Source organism: Citrobacter sp. Marseille-Q3906, assembly GCF_916618775.1.
Lineage (GTDB): Bacteria > Pseudomonadota > Gammaproteobacteria > Enterobacterales > Enterobacteriaceae > Citrobacter > Citrobacter murliniae.
On the sequence record NZ_CAKAKA010000001.1, the window covers coordinates 596831 to 619247 of the forward strand.

Consider the following 22417-nt stretch of genomic DNA (forward strand, 5'->3'; position numbering starts at 1 on the left):
AAGTCATGCTCGCTCCTGTGGTTGTTCCGGTTTTGAATTTTTTACCGGAATTTTAAACATCCCACCATTTGGGCGAGTAATCCTCTTCCCTTTAACGGTGATATAAGGACGAAAGATGTACTCTTGTTCATCAGCAACTGTCGGCATAATTTCTCCTTTTTGCCACAGGAGAGTTGCTTTTTCAGTAGAAGGTTGTACTGTAATGGGCAACAAATCCTGTGGCAGGCTATCATTAGCACTTAAATCTCACCTTAAGTGCCACACTATTCATGGTTTGTTTGGGCGGATTTCTGCGAAAAAATCCGCCCAATTACTTCTCTTTTCTTACGCCTTTGAATGGCGTTCCGTCTTGCTTTACATCCATAAATTGCCCTGTATTAGCATCGCGCTTAACCCATTGCTCTGTCTGAGGGTTGTATGTTTGCGAACGTTCTTTAACCATTCCAACTCGGCGGTTATCACCATAGGGTGCATTTTTAGCCATCAGGTCTACCTCTTTTTTGATTAACGAGTAGCCATAGTAGCACCTTGAAAAAAACAGATCAAGTTGATACAATAATTATATTCACCAAGGGGGAATTATGGATTATCCATGTGATTTCGAAGAGCTGGTAGAGAAAGAGTCTCTTCAGCAGGCTGAGCGGCTAGCATTTATAGATTTTAAAATCAATTACTTAGGTGAGGTTTCGAGAAGTGACATTATTGATGAGTTTAAAGTTGGTCAGGCTACAGCATCAAATGATCTAAAAATTTACAGGGAGTATCGCCCCTTAAATTCATATCGAGATAATGCGACAAAGAAGACTATCTTACTGATGGATTCCTATACACCTTTAGTGAAGTTTGATGTTCATATTGCATTGAATTTTATCCTTCACGGTTTCTGTCGTAATGAGCTGATGTTCAAAACTCCGTCAATTCCAGCAGAATCAATAAACCTATTGATGGTTAAGGATTTAATTTCAGAGCAGGATGTTGCTGCGGTAACTAGAGCGATACATACTAAAACAGCGCTGAGTTGTTACTACATGTCTTCATCGAGTGATAATCATGACGAAAGGCTACTTTTCCCTACTGCACTCTTTGTCGATCGCCAATACTGGTATTTCCGTGCCTATGATCGCAATTCACAAGCAGATAAGTCTGGATTCAAAAATTTCAAAATGTCGCGAATTCGTTCAGCTAAGAATCTCCCAGAGATTAAACCAGCACAAGACGAAGAACTAGCCAAAGATATTGGTTGGCATACACTGATACCAATGCAAATTGCAGTTCATAGCACTTGCAAAAATGGCGCGTCGCTAGAAAGAGAATTTGGGCTGACGGATGGGAAAAAGACTATCGTGTGTAAAGCTGCTTTTGCTTATTATGTAAGACAAAATTGGCGCATTGATGTCGGCAATGGAAAGCAAAGTTATTTTAACTTCATCCTTGAAAATGGTGAGAGCTTACGGCAGATAGACTGTGCGCAGGGGCTGTTTAAATAGCTATAGTTTGTATAACTCAGCCCCTTAGTAGAATGTTAATTAGTCTATTTTTTATACGGATTGGTGTTTGTGGGTACAAGTGTGGGTACAAACACCGTCTACCCGAAAGAAATTGTTTTTATATTATAGTGTTATTGTGAAAGGGCGAGTCCGGCCTTCGCACTCACCCCCGAAACACCTCCTTCCTGTGCCACTCCAAAAAACCTTCTTTTGGGTAGTTTTCGCGCACCATCGGTAGTGCTATCGGCTTAGCGTCGAAATCCCAGAACAGTCTGCCCACCATGCCGCTGCCATTCACTGCGGGTGACACCTGAACCCGCATACTTTCATCCAGCCCAATCGAACCTTTATCAAAGGCTTTATGATGAATTGCGCACAGCGCCAGGCCGTTTGAAATCTCGCACGGGCCGCCGTGCTGTTTCCATTTGATATGGGCGGCTTCAAGCGCAACTGAAGTGCTATCGTGGCGCATATTGAAGCCACAAATGGCGCATTCATAGTTATAAGCGCGCAGAACTTGCTGGCGGAACAACGGGTCCCGCTGTTTGCGGATTTGCAGGATATCAAATCCTAATTCATCCGCGATCTCTTCCTGAATGCTTTCGGTGAAGTGTGCCTCAAGAATTTGTTGTGCCAGGGTGTTGATGAGGTTTTTGCTCTTTTTCAGCAGGGAAAAATGTTGTTCATCAAAGCCTCCGGCAACGTTGTGTGCCACCAATTCTCCGGCAGGGGGCTGTTTGTTGCTACCGGATGTTGAGCATTGCTCGGCATTTTGTAGCTCCCAGAATCCATCTCCCTGTAAGCGCCAGAAGGGCATATCCGGACGGTACTGCGCGCGCTGTGGTCCAAATCGCTCCAGTAGGCTATGCAACGGGTCGCGAACTTCCGAACCGTAGTCAAACAGGCGGCCGTGGCCCTGCTGATAACCCGCCAGCACATGAAGCAGCAGCAGAGGCTTGTGCGGCGCACGCTGCTCGCCTTTACGCCAGATGGTGATGTCGGCAACTGCCTGTTGCAGGGTTTTACTGGAAGTCATTGATTTCATTATCAGGTAAATAATTGCGATGATGCTCGCAAAATATCACCTGATCAAGAGGAGTGAGGCCGATACACTATCGACGTCACTTTATCGCTTGCCGTTATTTCAGAAAGCCTTTGGTTAAAGGAACCTGACCCATGAATGAACTCCCTGACACGCTGCCGCGCGAGTACATTATCAAGGCCATTCACGCCTATGACTCGGGCTTTTCGCACCGTTTCAAATTACGAGCTGGAATTTCAGGGGCGTCGCTATCCATCAAAAGCCATTGCCGGAATTGCAGCGACGCTTTTGACGGGCAAAGCGTTTACCCCTCAGGATTTCTCCGGCGGTATTAGTTCGAAATGCGTCAGATTATTGACTGAGCAAGGTTTTTATATTGTTCAGGATAAAAATCGTGCTGCGGCGGTGAGTGACACGATCTTCCCTGAAGAACTCGAGGCGCAAACTGAATATATAGAGGGGCAGCGACTCAGGTGACCGTGAATCGCTATGAGTGCGACCGCAATGCCCGACAGGTGGCGCTTCGCCATCACGGCTGTCAGTGCAAAGTGTGTAGCATCGATATGTCAAAGGTCTACGGCAAGATTGCTGAAGGGTTTATCCATGTTCATCACCAGGTACCCTAATCGGCAATAAAAGAAAACTACCGCTTTGTTCCCATCAATGACCTGATCCCCGTGTGTCCAAACTGTCATGCCATGCTGCACCGTCGCATGCCGCCGTATACCCCAGAAGAACTGAAAAATATGCTGTGCTAAAGGCTTAATAAAGGCGCCCGCAGGCGCTTTTACCAGCTCATCCCCTTTTAACGCTTCCCCGCAATCACTCCTATAAACCCCGCACTTGCTTTTTTTATGCACCGACAACTTTTCCACTGCGCGCATTCAGACGTTTCGGGTTTGAGTCCGCAGATGGTCAACACGATGCAACCTTCTATTATCCGCATCTTCGCATCGCCCTAATAAAAACACCTGTAAATTACTTCAGTGAAAAGGATAAAATCCAGGTGAAAATAAGATCTAATAAGAGTCATTAACTCGTTATTAAGAATAAGAGAAAACCCTTCCCATCCCAATAAATATGCGGATATACGGTATTGTTCATCCGATAACTCCATCTCCATTTGCCTGTCCAAGCAGAATCACGTTCCAGAAAACAACACCTGTCTGCATCAGGTATAAAATGAGATCTAAATCACTGAAGTAAATAGCAAACTATGAAACTACAGTGTTTTGTACACTTTGCTTTACACTTTTAGTGATGTGAATCACAATTATAATCCCGTGAAGTGATCCGACTCTCACAAAACGGGGTGTACTCATTCGCCAATACATTATGAGAACAGCCTGGAAAGTTAAGTTTTCAGTATTTCCCCTCTTCGACGACATCTGATGGCAAACTGCAAATCAAAAGGCAAAAAAAAACTTGTTGAATATGAATGGGTAAAAAAAATATATGTGATTTTCATCACTCATATTTACAGCTTTTTAAATTATTGCCAGTGATTAATGTTGACCTGACTATTTCCATAATCAATCAAATCTTGCATAGTGCCTCCACATTATTTCTCCCCCTGAATCAGGAGGCGAATAGTTATATTTCATCAGATTCTGTTGATGAGCCAGGTATGCTTTACTTCACATTAATACGTACATGACCACTGTTACTGGAGAAACAAAATGAATTATCCGGCAGAACCCTTCCGTATTAAAAGCGTTGAAACTGTATCTATGATCCCGCGTGATGAGCGCCTTAAAAAAATGCAGGAAGCGGGTTACAATACATTCCTGTTAAATTCAAAAGATATTTATATTGACCTGCTGACTGACAGTGGCACCAACGCAATGAGCGATAAGCAGTGGGCCGGAATGATGATGGGTGATGAAGCATACGCGGGCAGCGAAAACTTCTATCATCTGGAAAGAACGGTGCAGGAACTTTTTGGCTTTAAACATATTGTTCCTACTCACCAGGGCCGCGGCGCGGAAAACCTGTTATCGCAACTGGCAATTAAGCCGGGGCAGTATGTTGCCGGTAATATGTATTTCACCACCACTCGTTATCACCAGGAAAAAAATGGAGCGGTGTTTGTTGATATCGTTCGTGACGAAGCGCACGATGCCGGTCTTAATATTGCTTTTAAAGGTGATATCGATCTTAAAAAATTACAAAAACTGATTGACGAAAAAGGCGCAGAGAATATTGCCTATATCTGTCTGGCGGTAACGGTTAACCTCGCGGGCGGGCAGCCGGTCTCAATGGCCAATATGCGTGCGGTGCGTGAACTGACTCAGACACATGGCATTAAAGTGTTCTACGACGCAACCCGCTGCGTAGAAAATGCCTACTTTATCAAAGAGCAAGAGCAGGGCTTTGAGAACAAGAGCATCGCAGAAATCGTGCATGAGATGTTCAGCTATGCCGACGGTTGTACCATGAGTGGTAAAAAAGACTGTCTGGTGAACATCGGCGGCTTCCTGTGCATGAACGATGACGAAATGTTCTCTTCTGCCAAAGAGTTAGTCGTGGTTTATGAAGGAATGCCATCCTACGGTGGTCTGGCCGGACGCGACATGGAAGCGATGGCGATTGGCCTGCGTGAAGCCATGCAGTATGAGTATATTGAGCATCGCGTGAAGCAGGTTCGCTACCTGGGTGACAAACTGAAAGCAGCCGGTGTACCGATTGTTGAACCAGTGGGCGGCCATGCGGTATTCCTTGATGCGCGTCGCTTCTGTGAGCATCTGACGCAGGACGAATTCCCGGCACAAAGCCTTGCCGCAAGCATCTATGTAGAGACCGGGGTGCGTAGTATGGAACGCGGTATTATCTCTGCGGGCCGTAATAATGTGACTGGTGAACACCACAGACCGAAACTGGAAACAGTACGCCTGACTATTCCGCGCCGTGTTTATACTTACGCGCATATGGATGTGGTAGCTGACGGCATCATTAAACTTTACCAGCATAAAGAAGATATTCGCGGGCTGAAGTTTATTTATGAGCCGAAGCAGCTTCGCTTCTTTACTGCACGTTTTGATTATATCTAAATCTTTTTCTGGCCCCATCTTTTGATGGGGCTTTTTTGTATTCATTTTCCATGAACAGGAAGCCTTTGCGGTGCCCGTTACCGTGACAGACATAAAAAAAGCAAACCCTGACTCCAACATTTTTATTATCCGCATGATGTACAAATGACAGCTGTAATTATAACTAATAGTCTACAGGAACATTTATCATGGATATTAACGCCATTGAGCGACAAAGTAGTACCCCCGGACTGATTAGCGGAACCATGTTGGTTATCGCGACCGTAGTGGGTGGTGGGATGTTTTCTCTGCCGATTGCGATGGCAGGCGTGTGGTTCCCCGGTGCCTCTGTTATTCTTCTTTTTATTGCCATCATGATGTTATTAACCGGGTTGATGCTGGTAGAAGTTAATCTGCATTATGGCGCTGGTGCCAGTTTCAATACATTTACTCAGGATTTATTAGGCCGCAAGTGGAATATCGTGGTGGGTATCGCTTTTGGCTTTGTACTCTATATTCTGACCTATGCCTATATCTCCGGGTCATCGGCAGTGATGGCGCAAACCGTATTTAAATATAGTGGCGTGCGATTTCCGGCGAATATATCGGTGGTGATCGTCAGTATGTTAGTTGGCGCAATCGCATGGTACAGCTCATTGCTGGTCGGGCGGATCACTACCGTGTTGATTATCGGTAAATTTGTGGCGTTCTTTGCCACTTTCTCCGGACTGGTCGGCCATATCGAAGTGGCGAAGCTCATCGATAGCGTAGCGGTGGCAATACCAGGCTCGCAGTACATTCCTTATATTCTGATGACGCTGCCATTCTGCATTATTTCGTTTGGTTTCCATGGCAACGTGCCGAGCCTGGTTAAGCTGTATGGAACAGGAGGGGTTCGCAATATTACGCGCTCCATCATCATTGGAACGCTATTTGCTCTGCTACTGTATATTTTCTGGCTGGGTGTAACGATGGGCAATATCAGCCGCGCTGAGTTCCCGCCGATTATTGCCAAAGGTGGAAATATTGATGTGTTTGTCGAGGCTATCAGCGGATTGTTTACCAGCCGCTATATGGATCTGATCCTGACATTCTTCGGCAACTTTGCCGTAGCCAGCTCCCTGCTGGCGGCGACGCTCGGCCTGTTTGATTATATCGCGGATCTGTTTCACTTCCCGGATAACGGCGTCGGTCGTCTGAAAACCGCGCTGGTGACCTATTTCCCGCCAGCGGCTGTTTGCTTCTTCTTTCCGAATGGTTTTGTACACGCGATTGGCTACGCCGGTCTGGCCTTCACCATCTGGAGTGTGATCCTGCCACCTTTCCTGGTGAAGGCTGCACGTAAACGTTTTCCGACTGCCAGCTATACCGCGCCCTGCAATAACACGGTGCTCAACCTTGTGATTGTTTGCGGGGGAATTGTTTATCTGACGGTTGTTCTGGACGTATTTGGTCTGCTGCCAACGTTTCGTTAGACGGAGTGAAAATGAAAAACGTGTTGTCTGTTCAGTCGTCAGTCGTTTACGGCTATGCCGGCAATAAAGCCGCGGTGTTGCCAATGCAGCTCTCCGGCATTGATGTCTGGCCGTTTTACACCGTGCAATTTTCTAACCATACCCAGTACGGGATGTGGCAGGGGATGGCAATGCCGCACGGTGAATTGAGTGCGATCATCAGCGGACTGGATGACCTGCAAAAGCTCGCGCAGTGCGATGCCGTGCTGTCTGGTTATCTCGGCGATAAAAGGCATTGCGAAGAGGTGAAGCACGCGGTGACGACCATCCGCCAGCGCAATCCGCAGGCGCTCTATTTTTGCGATCCGGTAATGGGTGACCCGCAAAAAGGCTGCATTGTGGCCCAGGGTGTCGAGTCCTTTTTTGTTGATGACGCCATTCAACTGGCCGACATAATGGGACCGAATCTCTATGAGCTGGGTGTGCTGACGGGCAGACAACTACGCAGCTTTGACGAGGTGGTTGCAGCGGCGCAGCAACTGGTGGCGTGGGGCGTGAAGAAGGTTCTGGTGAAGCATCTCGGTGATTGCTCGTGCGACAAACAGGCGTTTGAAATGTTGCTGGTCACACCGGAACAGACATTACATATAGCCAGACCGCTGTATACCTTTGCCAAAATGCCCGTCGGCGTTGGGGATCTGATATGCAGCGTCATGCTGGCCTCGTTGCTCAACGGTTTTGAGGATAAAGAGGCGCTGGAGCGAACCACCAGTATTGTGGATTCGGTGATGCATCTGACCAAAGAGCGTGGCTCGTATGAACTGCGGCTGATAGAAGCACGTTATCAGATAATGGATCCACAGGTTCGTTATCGGGCGACGGTGCTATAGCGCATCGCGAGCGCCGAAGGGAGGCTCTATGTTTCTGACATTGCTCAGGTTTCAGCATCCGCTGGTCTACCGTTTTGCGTGGCTGCGGATGCGGGTAGTGGTGTTAAGAAAATGCGGGCTGCGCAAGAAGAAAACAGGGAGAAAGACTCAGGCCTGTCGTTGACAGGCCTGCCTGGCTTTACACCCGGAAGTAGCGTGGTGGAATCAACGCAGAGAAGGCGTCGAACTTCTTCACCATCTTTTTCCAGAACAACATAACAACTATCCTCAATTTGAAACATCGGCGCTATTTTAGTCAGCGCCAACAAATCGTAAAGCCAGCCGCTTCGTTCTTATCGCGAAGGTGGTGTAAACCTTTTGGTTCACTGGGCGGTCAGGTTGATGAACAACAAACCGCCAGACCCTCGATGGGGTTGACAAGAGGATAGATTGTGAACAACGCCAGCCTTCAACAGAATTCAGGCCATAAACCAGTAATAAAAGAGGCCGACCTTTAATCCCAGGATCACAATGTAGGCACAGCAGTATTTCATCGTGCCGGACATTATCTGGTTAGCCTGTCCTTCCATTTTGGTCGCGGAAACCGCGATGGCGATGCTTTGCGGCGAAATCATTTTCCCGCCGGTTGCACCGGAAGTATTGGCCGCAGCCAGCCAGTTAGGATCAATATTCAGTTTACTGGCAGCAATGGTTTGCAATTTGCCAAACAGAATATTCGAGTTGGTGTCGCTGCCGGTGACAAATGTTCCCAGTGCGCCAATCACCGGTGCAATAAAGACATAAGAGCTGCCGGTCAGATCGACAATGGACTGGGCAAGTGTGGAGATAATACCGCTGAGATCCATCACCGTTGCCAGCGCGACGATCGCCATAATGGCGACGATGGAGTTCCTGAGCTGGAACACTGTTTTGCCAAAGACTTCCAGCATACCGCGAGCGGATGCCCCCTGAATAAAACCACCAATAATGGTCGCAAAGATGATCAGCATTCCGGGTGTTGTGATCCATTCGATTTTTAGCGCCAGAGATTTACCGTCAGCCAGCGTGAAATGCAGTACTGAAGCCAGTTGAGAAGCCGCCGATTTTACCGCCGGGAATAATGGAGAGCACAGCAGGATAAAGATAAAAATCAACATGTAGATAGAACCGACCCGAAAAAGCACCTTTGCCGAGCGCGGAGTCGTTTCACGGGTATGGCTGACCTCAATACGCCACTCGGGATCTGTTTTCCCGTTACGCAATCGACCCGCGATGGCGACGGCGAAAAGACTGACCAGACTGCCGGCAAAAGCGGGTAATTCTGCGCCAAGATGTATCGCGACAAAATATTGTGGGATAAGCGTAGTGATGCCGCATATCAGAGTGATAAGGAATACGCCGCGGAGGGCTTTCAAGCCACCGCCAATAATGCAGACAATGACAAACGGCAGCAGAATATTAAACAGGGCTAACTGCAGAATAATCGTCCCGCCTAAAGTATAAACCGACAGGTTAACCTGTTCAGCGAGGATAGAGACCGGAATACCGACCGCACCGAAAGCCGTCGGTACGGTATTCGCCACGAGAGAGGCAATGGCTGCTTTCAGCGGATTGAATCCCAGTGCGATGAGAATGCCGATAGGGATTGCGACCGCCGTGCCGTAACCTGCCGCAGCTTCAAGAAATCCCCCAAAGCACCACGAAATAAGCAGTACCTGAATTCGCTTATCTTCGCTGATGCTGGCGAGAATATCGCGGAGAATATCCAGCGCTTTTGTCGCCTGCATCACGTTATAACTGAATATGGCCCCGAGGATCACAATCACTATCGGCCATAATCCCTTCAGTGCGCCATAGCCTATCGCGGCTTTCAGATTCTGTACTGGCATCGCCCAGAATATCGCTGATAGCGCGGCGGTGAATACCAGAGAGATCAACACAGAATAATGGATGGGCATTTTCAATTTCAGTATTAAAAATACCATTAGCAGTAAAGGAGATAGTGCCAGGGCAAACATAAAATATTCGTTCATTATTATTCCTGCTTGGTTCATTAAACCTGATTTATATTTATGGCGGAAAGGCTACATTGGCGTATAAATAAAGTATGCAAACTGAATCGCTTCAGTGAATAAAGTAATTATGATTAATAGTTTTGTAACTATTGTAATCTTTTAATTAAAGACTGCTGCCAGATAAATATACTTAAGAGTAAGGCAAATACCTATAAGTAGTTATTTAATAACCTTTTTAATAATGATAATGACGAGATTAGTCATCACCTGAAACTGTTTTTAAGGTTTTAATAACGCTATGGTTTCCAATATAAAAATGTGAGCAAGGCCGAAAGAAATAAACATGGGTATTGCATATGCTTGTTGATTAGAGGATTATTTGGTTTTGTCATACAAATGAAAATACAGACGTTTGCGATTGTCCTGATATAAGAAGCGGAGAGTCGCCACCAACGGAAAACGATCCGGGTATCACTATGAACTCAGTCATTAGTAAGACCAAAAAAACCGAAAAACTGGGCGTGATACACGGCTGAACCTTTGCTTGATATAGCGATATCAAGCGCAATAAATAGAAATGAAGCGATGGAGTATTTATTGTGAATGTAAATTTCTTTGTCACCTGTATTGGTGACGCGCTGAAGTCCCGGATGGCACGTGATTCCGTATTGCTGCTGGAAAAACTGGGCTGCCGCGTTAATTTCCCTGAGAAACAAGGGTGCTGCGGCCAGCCAGCCATCAACAGTGGTTATATCAAAGAAGCGATTCCGGGGATGAAAAACCTGATCGCCGCGATGGAAGATAATGATGACCCGATAATCTCTCCGGCAGGCTCTTGTACTTACGCGGTGAAAAGCTATCCGGCGTATCTGGTCGATGAGCCTGAATGGGCGCTGCGTGCGGAAAGGGTTGCTGCGCGCATGCAGGATCTCACCTCCTTTATCGTTAACAAGTTGGGGGTAGTTGATGTGGGGGCCAGTTTGCAAGGGAAGGCGGTTTATCATCCGTCCTGCAGCCTGACTCGCAAGCTGGGCGTGAAGGAAGAACCGCTTACGCTACTGAAAAATGTGCGTGGTCTGGAGCTGTTGACGTTTGCCGATCAGGATACCTGCTGCGGCTTTGGCGGTACTTTCTCGGTCAAAATGGCCGAAATATCGGGCGAGATGGTGAAAGAGAAAGTCGTCCACATGATGGATGCCCGTCCGGAATATTTGATTGGTGCTGATGTCAGTTGTTTGCTGAACATCGGTGGCCGTCTGCAGCGAGAAGGCCAGCCGGTCAAAGTGATGCATATTGCTGAAGTGCTGATGAGCCGCTGAGGAGAAAAGTATGTCGATAAAAACCAGCGATGTAGAGTTCAAGATGCGCATTCGTCAGCAAATCGAAGATCCGATTATGCGCAAAGCTGTGGCCAATGCGCAGGAGCGTATCGGTGCGAATCGCCAAAAAATGGTCGACGAATTAGGGCACTGGGAAGCGTGGCGCGACCGGGCCAGCCAGATCCGTGACCATGTTCTGAGTAATCTCGATGCTTATCTGTATCAACTCTCCGAGAAAGTGACCGAAAATGGCGGCCACGTCTATTTCGCGAAGACCAAAGAAGAGGCCACCCGCTACATTTTGCAGGTCGCGCAGAGTAAAAATGCGCGCAAAGTGGTGAAGTCAAAGTCGATGGTGACTGAAGAAATCGGTATCAACCATGTGTTGCAGGATGCCGGAATCCAGGTGATCGAAACCGATCTGGGTGAATATATTCTCCAGTTGGATCAGGATCCTCCTTCGCATGTGGTGGTTCCGGCTATCCATAAAGATCGGTATCAGATCCGCCGCGTGCTAAACGAACGCCTGGGCTACGACGGCCCGGAAACGCCCGAAGCAATGACTTTATTTATCCGTCAGAAGATCCGCGAAGATTTTCTCAGTGCCGAAATCGGGATCACCGGGTGTAATTTCGCCGTGGCGGAGACCGGCTCTGTTTGCCTTGTCACCAACGAAGGTAATGCGCGGATGTGTACCACATTGCCGAAAACGCACATTGCGGTGATTGGAATGGAGCGTATTGCACCGACGTTTGCTGATATTGATGTGCTCATCACCATGCTGGCGCGTAGTGCTGTTGGCGCACGTCTGACAGGCTACAATACCTGGCTTACCGGTCCGCGTGAGGCGGATAACGTTGACGGGCCGGAAGAGTTTCACCTGGTCATTGTGGATAACGGGCGCTCGCAGGTGCTTGGTTCTGAGTTTCGTGACGTGCTGCGCTGTATACGCTGCGGGGCCTGTATGAACACCTGTCCGGCATATCGCCATATTGGTGGGCACGGGTATGGCTCTATCTATCCAGGTCCTATTGGTGCGGTGATTTCTCCGTTGCTCGGCGGTTATAAGGATTTTAAAGATCTGCCTTACGCCTGTTCATTATGCACGGCTTGCGACAGCGTATGTCCGGTGCATATCCCTCTTTCTAAACTGATTCTGCGTCATCGCAGAGTAATGGCGGAGCAGGGCATTACCCCGAAAGCGGAGCGGCGGGCGATCAAAATGTTTGCGTATGCTAATAGCCATCCAGGGTTGTGGAAAGTCGGGATGATGGCGGGAGCCCATGCGGCGAGCTGGTTTATTAATGGCGGAAAAACACCGCTTAAGGTGGGAGCCATTAACGACTGGATGGAGTCACGCGATCTTCCTGGTGCTGACGGAGAGAGTTTCCGTAGCTGGTTTAGAAAACATCAGGCGGAGGATAAAAAGAATGGATAACCGTACCGCGTTTTTAAACACTATCGCCGGAGCGTTGGGTCGGCAGGTGCGATTTGTACCGGAACCAGATGCGGCACCGGTTAACAACTATGCGAACGAGCGACTGACTGAACTCAACCAGCAGCAGCGTTGTGATGCCTTTATCCAGTTCGCTACTGATGTCATGCTGGCACGCTGCGAACTGACCAGTGAAGCGCAGGCGGCAGACGCGGCATTACGTCTGTGTGAAGAACTTGGTCAGCAATCGGTGGTGCTTAGCGGCGACAGTCGGCTGGCAGTTCTGGGGATCAGCGAGCGCCTGCAACAGGAATGTAACGCCGTGGTCTGGGACCCGGCCCGTGGCGAGGAGAATATTACCCAGGCCGAGCAGGCGAAAGTCGGGGTGGTGTATGCCGAGTATGGCTTAACGGAGTCGGGCGGTGTGGTCCTCTTTTCTGCACCCGAGCGCGGACGCTCATTAAGCCTGCTGCCGGAGTCTTCTATTTTTGTCCTGCGCAAAAGCACCATCCTGCCGCGCGTGGCGCAGCTGGCAGAAATTCTGCATCAGAAAGCGCTGGCCGGTGAGCGTATGCCGTCGTGCATTAACATCATCAGTGGGCCGAGTTCAACGGCGGATATTGAGCTGATTAAGGTGGTTGGGGTGCATGGTCCGGTGAAGGCGGTGTATCTGATTATTGAGGATTGTTGAGATTTTTGTTGATGAACGCTCTGGCACTGAAGGCCAGAGCGGAATGACAATATTATGCAATCATACTGATGATCAATACGATAATCAGGCCGACCACGGAGTTAACCAGCTCCAGTAAACCCCAGGTCTTCAGCGTGTCCTTCACTGACAGGTCAAAGTAACCTTTGAACAGCCAGAATGAGGCATCGTTGATATGGGTCAGGGTGTTGGAGCCCGCCGCCGTTGCCAGTACCAGTAATGCCGGATCGACGCCCACTAACTGACCCGTTGCGGGATCGAGGATCGCTGCGCTGATAATCCCCGCGGCGGTCATTGCTGACACGACGCCCTGGCCGGTTGCCAGACGGATAAGTACGGTGATGAGCCACGCCATGATGTACGGTGAAATGTTGCCGTGTGACATCAGCATGCCAATCGTATCACCGATGCCGGTATCGATAATGGTCTGCTTCAGTACGCCGCCCGCACCGATAATCAGGATCACCATCGAGATGCTTTTCACCGCATTTTCAAAGGCGTTCATTACCCACTGCATGTCATGGCCACGCGCGGTACCGAACAGCACAAAGGCGACAATCATAGCGATGAACATCGCAATCGGAGAAGAACCTAAGAAGTTCACCACTTCCCAGGCCTGAGTCCCTTTAACCAGCCAGATATTGGCGATGGTAGTGGAGATCATAATGATCGCCGGGATCAGCGGCACCAGAATCGACACGCCGAATGACGGCAAATTATTCTGATCAACCGGCACATCGGCTTTCATAAATGAAGGCGTCGGGCGATCAAGATTACCGAGGAACCTCGGCAGGATCAGCCCCGCACAGATCACGCTTGGGATCGTCACCAGAATACCGTAGATATAAACCATGCCCATATCGGCGCCATAGGCGTTGACCAGCGCTACCGGTCCCGGCTGAGGTGGAAACAGCGAGTGCGCGGTGGTCGCGGCGGCGACGGCAGGGATAGCCAGTTTCAGGAACGGGATCTTCGCTTCGGCGGCAATGACGATCACCAGCGGAGCCAGCATAATAAAGGCCACTTCATAGAACATTGCCAGGCCGAAGATCAGGCCAATAATGATCACCGATAGCTGTACATAGCGCAGACCGAGGCGCGCCAGCAGCGTATGGGCAATCTGATGTGCCGCCCCGGAGTCGACCATCAACTTACCGATAACCGCACCAAACACCACGATAATCGCCAGTTCCCCCAGCGTACTGCCAAAGCCGGACTTCATGGTGTGCAGCAGTTCCATTAAATCCATGCCCGCCAGCATACCGACGGAGAGCGCCGCCAATAGCAAGGCGACCATTGAGTTTATTTTGAATCTTAAATTGAGAACCAGCATCAGACCGATGCCGAATACTACCCACAGAATATTGAGAACGTGCATAAAACGTCTGCCTTCTTTGGTTGAACCATTATGATTTTGGTTGAGATGTTATATAAATTGGTTAACCATTGATGCGATGAATGTCACATTGCGTTACAGATTTGCACTGCTGATGTGGTTTTGGGTTTTGTCATCACTGGCAAACATCGCCATTATTGTGATTTGGTTAACCAATATACCCATTCAGGTTGACATGTCATACCAAAAGGAGGAATTTATGTGCCATATTGTCGAGCCCATTAGGTAAATGAGGAATAGAGCATGGAACAGACATGGCGCTGGTATGGTCCGAACGATCCGGTCACTTTAGCTGATGTACGTCAGGCGGGGGCGACGGGCGTTGTTACTGCTTTGCACCATATCCCGAACGGGGAAGTATGGTCAGTTGATGAGATCCAGAAGCGTAAAGCCATTGTTGAACAGGCGGGTCTGGTGTGGTCAGTCGTGGAGAGCGTGCCAATCCACGAAGATATCAAAACCCGTTCCGGTAACTATCTTCAGTGGATTGCCAATTACCAGCAGTCACTGCGCAATCTGGCACAGTGTGGCATTCGTACTGTGTGCTACAACTTTATGCCTGTTCTCGACTGGACACGTACCGATCTGGAATATGTTCTGCCGGACGGTTCCAAAGCGTTGCGTTTTGATCAGATTGAATTTGCCGCATTTGAGCTGCATATCCTCAAACGTCCAGGCGCAGAAGCCGACTACAGCGCTGAAGAAATCGCCCAGGCGAATCAACGTTTCACGACCATGAGTGATGAAGATAAGGCCCGTCTGACCCGCAATATCATCGCCGGCCTGCCGGGCGCGGAAGAAGGGTATACCCTCGATCAGTTCCGCCAGCACCTTGAGCGTTATAAAGATATTGATAAAGCCGCGCTACGTGAGAATTTCGCCGTCTTCCTGAAGGCGATTATCCCGGTCGCGGAAGAAGTGGGCGTACGCATGGCGGTACATCCGGACGATCCGCCGCGCCCAATCCTCGGCCTGCCGCGTATTGTTTCCACCGTGGAAGATATGCAATGGATGGTCGATACGGTCAGCAGCATGGCCAACGGTTTCACCATGTGTACCGGCTCTTACGGTGTTCGCGCAGACAACGATCTGGTCGATATGATCAAGCAGTTTGGTCCGCGTATTTACTTCACCCATCTTCGGTCGACACTGCGTGAAGACAACCCGAAAACCTTCCATGAAGCGGCGCATCTCAATGGTGATGTCGACATGTACGAAGTAGTGAAGGCAATCGTGGAAGAAGAGCATCGCCGTAAGGCCCAGGGCCAGGAGGATTTGATCCCGATGCGCCCGGATCATGGTCACCAGATGCTCGACGATCTGAAAAAGAAAACCAACCCTGGCTATTCCGCGATTGGGCGCCTGAAAGGGCTGGCGGAAGTCCGTGGCGTTGAAATGGCTATTCAGCGCGCTTTTTTTAGCCGCTAAACCAGACCGGCAGGGCGACGTGCCGTGCCGGCTTTGTTCTTTTCTCTTCCCGTCGGCATTTCCGATGGGTTATGGAGTTCGCGATGACTACGACAATTGCTAACAGCAACCTGCCGGTTGCACGCCCGGCGTGGGATCATTCTCGTCTGCAATCCCGTATTGTTCACCTGGGATGCGGTGCTTTTCACCGTGCGCATCAGGCGTTGTATACGCACCATTTACTGGAACAAACAGACAGCGACTGGGGCATCTGTGAAGTGAACCTGATGCCGGGTAATGACCGTGTGCTGATCGAAAATCTGAAAAAGCAGCAGCTTCTGTATACCGTGGCGGAGAAAGGGGCTGACGACACCGTGCTGAAAGTCATCGGCTCGATGAAAGAAGCGTTACACCCGGATCTTGATGGTTGTGACGGTATTCTGCAGGCTATGGCGCGACCGCAGACGGCGATTGTCTCTCTGACGGTAACCGAAAAAGGCTACTGCACGGATGCTGCCAGCGGTCAGTTAGATCTCAATAATCCACTGATCCAACATGATCTGGCAAACCCGGCGGCACCGAAATCGGCTATTGGCTACATTGTGCAGGCGCTGCATCTGCGCCGTGAGCAGGGACTGGCGGCCTTTACCGTGATGTCCTGCGACAACGTTCGTGAAAACGGTCATGTGGCAAAAGTCGCGGTGCTGGGGCTGGCACAAGCGCGCGATCCGGAGCTGGCGAAATGGATTGAAACTCACGCTACCTTCCCGTGCACTATGGTGGATCGTATCGTTCCGGCGGCGACCCCTGAGATGTTACAGGAAGTCGCTGATCAACTGGGCGTGTATGATCCGTGTGCTATCGCCTGTGAGCCGTTCCGCCAGTGGGTGATTGAAGATAATTTTGTTAATGGTCGTCCTGACTGGGATAAAGTCGGTGCGCAGTTTGTTGCCGACGTGGTGCCATTTGAAATGATGAAGCTGCGCATGCTTAACGGCAGCCACTCTTTCCTTGCCTATCTGGGCTACCTCGGTGGGTATGAAACCATCGCGGATACCATGACTAATCCGGCATACCGCAAAGCAGCCTTTGCACTGATGATGCAGGAGCAGGCTCCGACGCTCTCTATGCCGGAAGGCACCGATCTTAAAGCCTATGCGACGCTGCTGATTGAGCGCTTCAGTAATCCTTCCCTGCGCCACCGTACATGGCAGATTGCGATGGACGGCAGCCAGAAACTGCCGCAGCGCTTGCTGGATCCAGTACGTCTGCATCTGCAGAACGGCAGCGACTGGCGACACCTGGCGCTCGGTGTGGCGGGCTGGATGCGTTACACCCTGGGTGTGGATGAGCAGGGGCAGGCAATTGACGTTGTCGACCCATTACTGGCGGAATATCAGCGGATCAACCAGCAATATCAGGGAGCCGAACGTGTTACGGCTCTGCTGGGATTAAGCGGGATTTTTGGTCACGATTTAGCGGAAAAGGCCGACTTTGTCGATGCGATTATCGCGAGCTATCAACAGCTGTGTGAGCAGGGCGCGCGTGAGTGCGTTGCGGCGTTAAGCGCTGACGCATAACTTCCCCACGATGACGGGTCAATCAAAAGTCTATTTGGTTGACCCGTTTCCTGTTTTTGGCTCTCCACAAATGCTATAGTTCGATACCGAATCACCGGATCTGAATAAACGTATCTGACGGGCATAACATTATGAAATCGAACACTTCTCAGCAAAGGCCCTACCAGGAAGTGGGCGCAATGATCCGCGATCTTATTGTACAGACGCCGTACAACCCTGGTGAGCGCCTGCCGCCGGAGCGTGAAATTGCCGAGATGCTCAATGTCACCCGAACGGTGGTACGCGAAGCGTTAATCATGCTGGAAATTAAAGGGCTGGTGGACGTGCGGCGTGGAGCCGGGATCTATGTGCTTGATAACGCAGACGCTCATGCAATGGATAACACCGATGTGAACCATTGTAACGATGCCGGTCCTTTTGAGCTGTTACAGGCTCGTCAGCTACTTGAAAGCAATATTGCTGAATTTGCTGCTCTGCAGGCTACCCGCGAAGATATCGTCAAAATGCGCCAGGCGTTGCAACTGGAAGAGCGAGAACTGGCTTCCAGCGAACCGAACGGTACAGAAAGCGGTGATATGCAGTTCCATCTCGCCATTGCTGAGGCGACGCATAACAGTATGTTGGTGGAACTGTTTCGCCAGTCCTGGCAGTGGCGTGAGAACAACCCAATGTGGATCCAGCTACACAGCCATCTCGACGATACGCATTACCGCAAAGAATGGCTGGGTGACCATAAGCAGATCCTGGCGGCGTTGATCAAAAAGGACGCCCGTGCGGCCAAGCTGGCGATGTGGCAGCATCTGGAAAACGTCAAACAGCGTCTGCTGGAGTTTTCTAATGTCGATGATATCGACTTTGATGGCTATCTGTTTGAATCCTGGCCACTGGATAAAGTTAACGCCTGATTTCTCCCGCTGAGTACAACGCGGACTGTTTCAGTCCGCGCTTCACTTTGTTCTGTTGTATTACGATACATACCCCCATTTTCGCACGTTAAATTCGGCGTAATAAATTGTTTCCATCCTGCCGGATGGTGATTTTCTTGCGCCGTGAGAGCAGAGTAAAAATTGATTTGCATCAATTAAAAATGACTTATTTTTAAAGGCGAAAGAATGCCTTCGTTACCTTAAATTTACCTTTCCGTGCTTATTTTTAGACAAAGCTGACCAATGTTAAGTGAGAATTAAAGTGATTTGCGCAGAAGTTTGAGGCGATTAATCTTGTCTAACATCGTATAAAAAAAGGCGTTTTATGCGAATGTAGACATTAATAACGCTATGTAACCTATTGGCCGGAATGATGTTTTGATTACGTATCGTGATTATCATTTCCAGTACCCAATTTTTTAGTCAGGTGAATAAGAAACAATATACGTAAAGCAATCATTACATATTATTCTATAATAAAGTTATCTTTCATTTGAAATGACGTTCCATTTTTGGGCTGTTTATTAACAGTTTTATTACTATTGTGAGGATATTTTTGCCATTGACATGTTTTTACACTGGCTGCATATTTCATTGCCATAAGCGTGTTATTGCGTTCAGGAGTTGACTATGCCCTCTCGAGATTATCCAGATATTCGAAAAGCAAGGGGTACCCGATCTAAAGATATGGTTCTTTTAAGTGCTCGTGTCGATACCTCTCTGTGGGAATATGTTCGAACGCTGGCATTTGAAACACGAAAAAGTAAACAGGATATTATTGCTGAGGCATTAATGTTACATCGTTCTATTAATCAGAGTGAACCCCAGGAATAAAAATAGCCATTCTCTGTCTGGATTTTATTTAAAATCCTGAAAATGAATTATGTCTTGCCACTTCATTATTACCTTTATTGGTATGTTATTGATTTTTCCCCTTACTTGATAGGGGACTTTTTTATGTGGGCACGCTGCCCTCATAACAAAGTTGATAGCAAAATTCACAATTAAAAGTGAGTAAAAATATGAAAAAGACAGCAGTGGCATTAACAGTGATGGCATTAGGGGTAACTTCCGTTCATGCAGCGGAAATTTATAACAAAGATGGCAACAAACTGGATCTGTACGGCAAAGTAAAAGCGGTTCATTCCTGGACTGATGGTACTGATACTGACGGTACCTATGCACGTCTGGGTTTCCGCGGCGAGACACAAATCAACGATCAACTGACCGGTTATGGCCAGTTTGAAAGTCAGTTTGATGCCTCTAAAGCAGAAGGGTCGCAGAATGGCGTTAATACACGTCTGGCGTTTGCTGGCCTGGATTATGGTCACAACATTAGCTTTGACTATGGCCGTAACTACGGTATCGCTTACGATGTGGGAGTTTACACTGACACTTTGTCAGAGTTCGGTGGTGACTCCTATGAAGATACTGACCGTTTCCTTACTACACGCACTTCTGGTGTTGCAACACTCCGTACCAAAAATCTGTTTGGCGCCGTTGATGGCGTAAACGTGGCTGCGCAATATCAGGGTCAGGATGATTCCGACGCTAACCCTGCTAAGCAGCATGGTAACGGCTACGGCTTCTCTCTGGGCTATGACAACATCGCGGATTCTGGTGTGTCTGCTGTTGCAGCCTATTCAACCAGTGCGGTGACTACCGATCAGAAACAACACGGCTGGAATGGGGAAAACGCAGAGTTCTGGGGGGCTGGCCTGAAGTATGACGCTAACGCTATCTACGTTGCGACCATGTATGGCGAATCCCATAACCTGATTCAGGACGCGGACAAAGCGCAGCACTTTGAAGCGATGGCTGCCTATGTGTTTGATTTCGGTCTGCGTCCGAACGTGGCTTATGTGCATGCGCGTGATGACAACAATACTGACCTGACCGAATATGTCGCGCTGGGTACAGACTACTACTTCAATAAAAACATCGTTGCTGATGTTGGTTACAAGATTAACCTCCTCAATGGCACTAACGGTGACAACGAAGTCGTTGCAGGCCTGACCTATCAGTTCTAACTTTTTGTTATGATATGAAAAAGGTATCTTCAGTAAGATACCTTTTTATATTGAGTCTTTCTTCCCGCTATTTTCATATTGATAAAAAAACACAAGCAATGGCGCAGGCTTGTAAAACAAACGCTATCTCCTGCCAAAGAAATACCGTTGTGGATGTCAATATAATAAACGAATCCACGCTGCCAACAATTTCTATAACCCTTTACTATATCAACTAAGCTGAAAAGAACAATTAGACCAATAATGGGGTTTTTAGTCATGGTATAAGCTATTTCCGCGAGCGTTGTTGATGTTGAATTGATATGTCCATTTTTACACATTTTCCGCCAGTTCTTTGTAAAAAGAACTAGAAAATGTCTGGCTGTTATTTGTGTGCTATTAAATTTTGATATTGAATTGCGGAGTCATCTGAACACTATATATATCTGGTGACTTTCTGGCTTAGAGCTTATCCCATTAGGCTATTTTACTTGCCAGTTTGAGCACTGCCCGTGTCCAAACTGACACCAACAATATACGCTTACTGGGATCCTGTTACTCTTTATGAATATACCCGTCATACTTCAAGTTGCCTGTGCGTTGGCTGCACTCGCTAACCCCAGTCACGTACTTGTGTTCGCTCCTTGGTATTCACTCGTTTGCCGCCTTCATGCGACTCGAATTATTTTGGTATGTATTATAAACACACGGGCTTGAGCGGTCAGGAGGCGGCAAACGTGGCAATGCAGCGCCACTCTCCGTCCTCAAAGCGGTAAATAGATTCGGTATGTCCCGGGATCACCCACTGCGCTTCCTCATCCGCAGCACAGTTCACATAGATACACAATCCGCAGCCACCGCGCAGCTGGCGGGGGATATCCGCCACCCGAAAGTTGATCGCTGCAGCCTGTAACGCCTTGCGCATTTTGATGACGCCGACGGTGGAATGAAATAAGAACAGCGTTTCCGTCACTGGCGTTTCCTCTGACGATGGCCAATCAGTGCTGCACCCACGGCACCGGCAAATTGTGCGTCGGGATGGGTATGAACGGGGATGCCGAGATGCCCTTCGAGCATACGCGCGAAGGCGTTGCAGTGGCTGACGCCGCCGGTAAACAACAATGGCCCTTGTGCTGAAAGCCGCCCGATAAAGTTCGCGCTGCGTCTGGCCATCGCATTGATCACGCCTGCCAGAATCGCTTCCGGCGCAATGCCTGCTGAGCGCAGGCTGATAACTTCTGACTCGGCAAACACTGTACACATGCTGCTGATAGCATGTGGTTCTACGCCTGCGGTAATGGTATCGAGTTGCTCCACACTGGCGCCAAGTGTGCGTGAGATGACTTCCAGAAACCGTCCGGTCCCGGCCGCACATTTGTCGTTCATTAAAAAATCGCTGAGGTTGCCATCATCGTCCAGCTGTATGACTTTACTGTCCTGACCGCCGATATCAATCACCATACGGGTGTCGGGCGCCAGCAAGCGCGCCCCCAGTCCATGACAGGAAATTTCAGTGACCTGCTTATCGGCATAATCCACGAGCTGACGTCCGTAACCCGTGAGGGTTAAAAACGGTCGTACATCCAGCCCGGCTTGCAGTGTTTCCCATGCCTGCGCGATCGCTTCTGCGGGGCGAAAAGGCGTAGGGCAGAGGAAGCGGCGTTTGATAATACCTCCTTCCAGCAGAATGCCTTTGGTCGCCGTGGAGCCGGAATCGATCCCTATTGAGTATGTCATCCG

At 48.9% G+C, this 22417-nt stretch carries 19 protein-coding genes and 1 pseudogene; 13 read left to right on the forward strand and 7 right to left on the reverse strand.

Features of this window, described 5'->3' with window-relative positions:
- Positions 1-3 precede the first annotated feature (3 nt).
- Together LG384_RS02785 and LG384_RS02790 are read right to left on the reverse strand one after the other, a co-directional pair.
- Positions 4-147 (reverse strand): hypothetical protein, encoded by a 144-nt coding sequence (locus LG384_RS02785; protein ID WP_225760422.1) that lies wholly within the window; start codon positions 145-147, stop codon positions 4-6.
- 163 nt (positions 148-310) lie between these two features.
- Entirely contained in the window at positions 311-484 is a 174-nt protein-coding gene (locus tag LG384_RS02790) for a hypothetical protein (RefSeq protein WP_225760423.1), read from the reverse strand.
- Positions 485-581: 97 nt separating this feature from the next.
- Here LG384_RS02790 and LG384_RS02795 point away from each other — a divergent pair, with 97 nt between their 5' ends.
- Positions 582-1487, forward strand: coding sequence for a WYL domain-containing protein (locus tag LG384_RS02795; protein WP_225760424.1), 906 nt, complete (start codon positions 582-584; stop codon positions 1485-1487).
- 163 nt (positions 1488-1650) lie between these two features.
- Here LG384_RS02795 and LG384_RS02800 read toward each other — a convergent pair whose 3' ends face one another.
- Positions 1651-2523 carry a phosphorothioated DNA-binding restriction endonuclease gene (locus LG384_RS02800; protein ID WP_225760425.1) on the reverse strand — a complete coding sequence of 291 codons (873 nt, stop codon included), beginning with the start codon at positions 2521-2523 and terminating at the stop codon, positions 1651-1653.
- 140 nt (positions 2524-2663) lie between these two features.
- Between LG384_RS02800 and LG384_RS02805 the strand changes: the two are divergent.
- The 4 genes and pseudogenes from LG384_RS02805 (at position 2664) to pdxY (ending at position 7902) form a co-directional block, all read left to right on the forward strand.
- A pseudogene (locus LG384_RS02805) lies at positions 2664-3287 on the forward strand (HNH endonuclease).
- A 921-nt stretch (positions 3288-4208) separates the two neighbouring features.
- Positions 4209-5579, forward strand: a complete 1371-nt coding sequence (locus tag LG384_RS02810; RefSeq protein WP_045439318.1) for a tyrosine phenol-lyase — start codon at positions 4209-4211, stop codon at positions 5577-5579.
- Between the two features lie 188 nt (positions 5580-5767).
- Positions 5768-7033, forward strand: coding sequence for an aromatic amino acid transporter (locus LG384_RS02815; protein WP_045439321.1), 1266 nt, complete (start codon positions 5768-5770; stop codon positions 7031-7033).
- Positions 7034-7044: 11 nt separating this feature from the next.
- Positions 7045-7902, forward strand: coding sequence for a pyridoxal kinase PdxY (gene pdxY, locus LG384_RS02820; RefSeq protein ID WP_045439325.1), 858 nt, complete (start codon positions 7045-7047; stop codon positions 7900-7902).
- A 458-nt stretch (positions 7903-8360) separates the two neighbouring features.
- Here pdxY and LG384_RS02825 read toward each other — a convergent pair whose 3' ends face one another.
- A complete protein-coding gene (locus LG384_RS02825) occupies positions 8361-9914 on the reverse strand; it encodes an L-lactate permease (RefSeq protein WP_045439327.1) in 1554 nt (517 codons plus the stop codon).
- 581 nt (positions 9915-10495) lie between these two features.
- Here LG384_RS02825 and LG384_RS02830 point away from each other — a divergent pair.
- The 3 genes from LG384_RS02830 to LG384_RS02840 are packed head-to-tail and all read left to right on the forward strand — an operon-like array spanning position 10496 to position 13341.
- Complete coding sequence (locus LG384_RS02830) at positions 10496-11215, forward strand: (Fe-S)-binding protein (protein WP_048222174.1); 720 nt, start codon at positions 10496-10498, stop codon at positions 11213-11215.
- Between the two features lie 10 nt (positions 11216-11225).
- A complete protein-coding gene (locus LG384_RS02835) occupies positions 11226-12653 on the forward strand; it encodes a LutB/LldF family L-lactate oxidation iron-sulfur protein (RefSeq protein ID WP_225760426.1) in 1428 nt (475 codons plus the stop codon).
- Positions 12646-13341, forward strand: coding sequence for a lactate utilization protein C (locus tag LG384_RS02840; protein WP_045439336.1), 696 nt, complete (start codon positions 12646-12648; stop codon positions 13339-13341). The genes LG384_RS02835 and LG384_RS02840 overlap by 8 nt, the downstream gene beginning before the upstream one ends.
- Positions 13342-13393: 52 nt before the next feature.
- On the opposite strand, the gene gntP is transcribed toward LG384_RS02840, so the two are convergent.
- The gene (gene gntP, locus LG384_RS02845; protein ID WP_225760427.1) at positions 13394-14737 is read right to left on the reverse strand and encodes a gluconate permease GntP; all 1344 of its coding nucleotides are present in this window, start codon (positions 14735-14737) and stop codon (positions 13394-13396) included.
- A gap of 261 nt (positions 14738-14998) precedes the next feature.
- Between gntP and uxuA the strand changes: the two genes are divergently transcribed.
- The 5 genes from uxuA to LG384_RS02870 all read left to right on the forward strand — a co-directional run bounded on the left by uxuA (position 14999) and on the right by LG384_RS02870 (position 20698).
- Positions 14999-16183, forward strand: coding sequence for a mannonate dehydratase (gene uxuA / locus LG384_RS02850; RefSeq protein WP_045439339.1), 1185 nt, complete (start codon positions 14999-15001; stop codon positions 16181-16183).
- Positions 16184-16266: 83 nt separating this feature from the next.
- On the forward strand, positions 16267-17742 hold the full coding sequence (locus LG384_RS02855) for a fructuronate reductase (protein WP_045439343.1): 1476 nt from the start codon (positions 16267-16269) through the stop codon (positions 17740-17742).
- Positions 17743-17873: 131 nt separating this feature from the next.
- Complete coding sequence (gene uxuR / locus LG384_RS02860; protein ID WP_045439346.1) at positions 17874-18647, forward strand: Uxu operon transcriptional regulator; 774 nt, start codon at positions 17874-17876, stop codon at positions 18645-18647.
- Between the two features lie 651 nt (positions 18648-19298).
- Positions 19299-19502, forward strand: a complete 204-nt coding sequence (locus LG384_RS02865) for a hypothetical protein (RefSeq protein WP_045439348.1) — start codon at positions 19299-19301, stop codon at positions 19500-19502.
- Between the two features lie 188 nt (positions 19503-19690).
- Positions 19691-20698, forward strand: coding sequence for a porin (locus tag LG384_RS02870; protein ID WP_048222161.1), 1008 nt, complete (start codon positions 19691-19693; stop codon positions 20696-20698).
- 700 nt (positions 20699-21398) lie between these two features.
- On the opposite strand, the gene LG384_RS02875 is transcribed toward LG384_RS02870, so the two are convergent.
- Positions 21399-21650 carry a DUF3343 domain-containing protein gene (locus tag LG384_RS02875; RefSeq protein ID WP_045439354.1) on the reverse strand — a complete coding sequence of 84 codons (252 nt, stop codon included), beginning with the start codon at positions 21648-21650 and terminating at the stop codon, positions 21399-21401.
- The gene (gene yjiL / locus LG384_RS02880) at positions 21647-22414 is read right to left on the reverse strand and encodes a putative 2-hydroxyacyl-CoA dehydratase activator YjiL (RefSeq protein ID WP_045439357.1); all 768 of its coding nucleotides are present in this window, start codon (positions 22412-22414) and stop codon (positions 21647-21649) included. Before yjiL ends, LG384_RS02875 begins: the two co-directional genes overlap by 4 nt.
- Positions 22415-22417 lie beyond the last annotated feature (3 nt).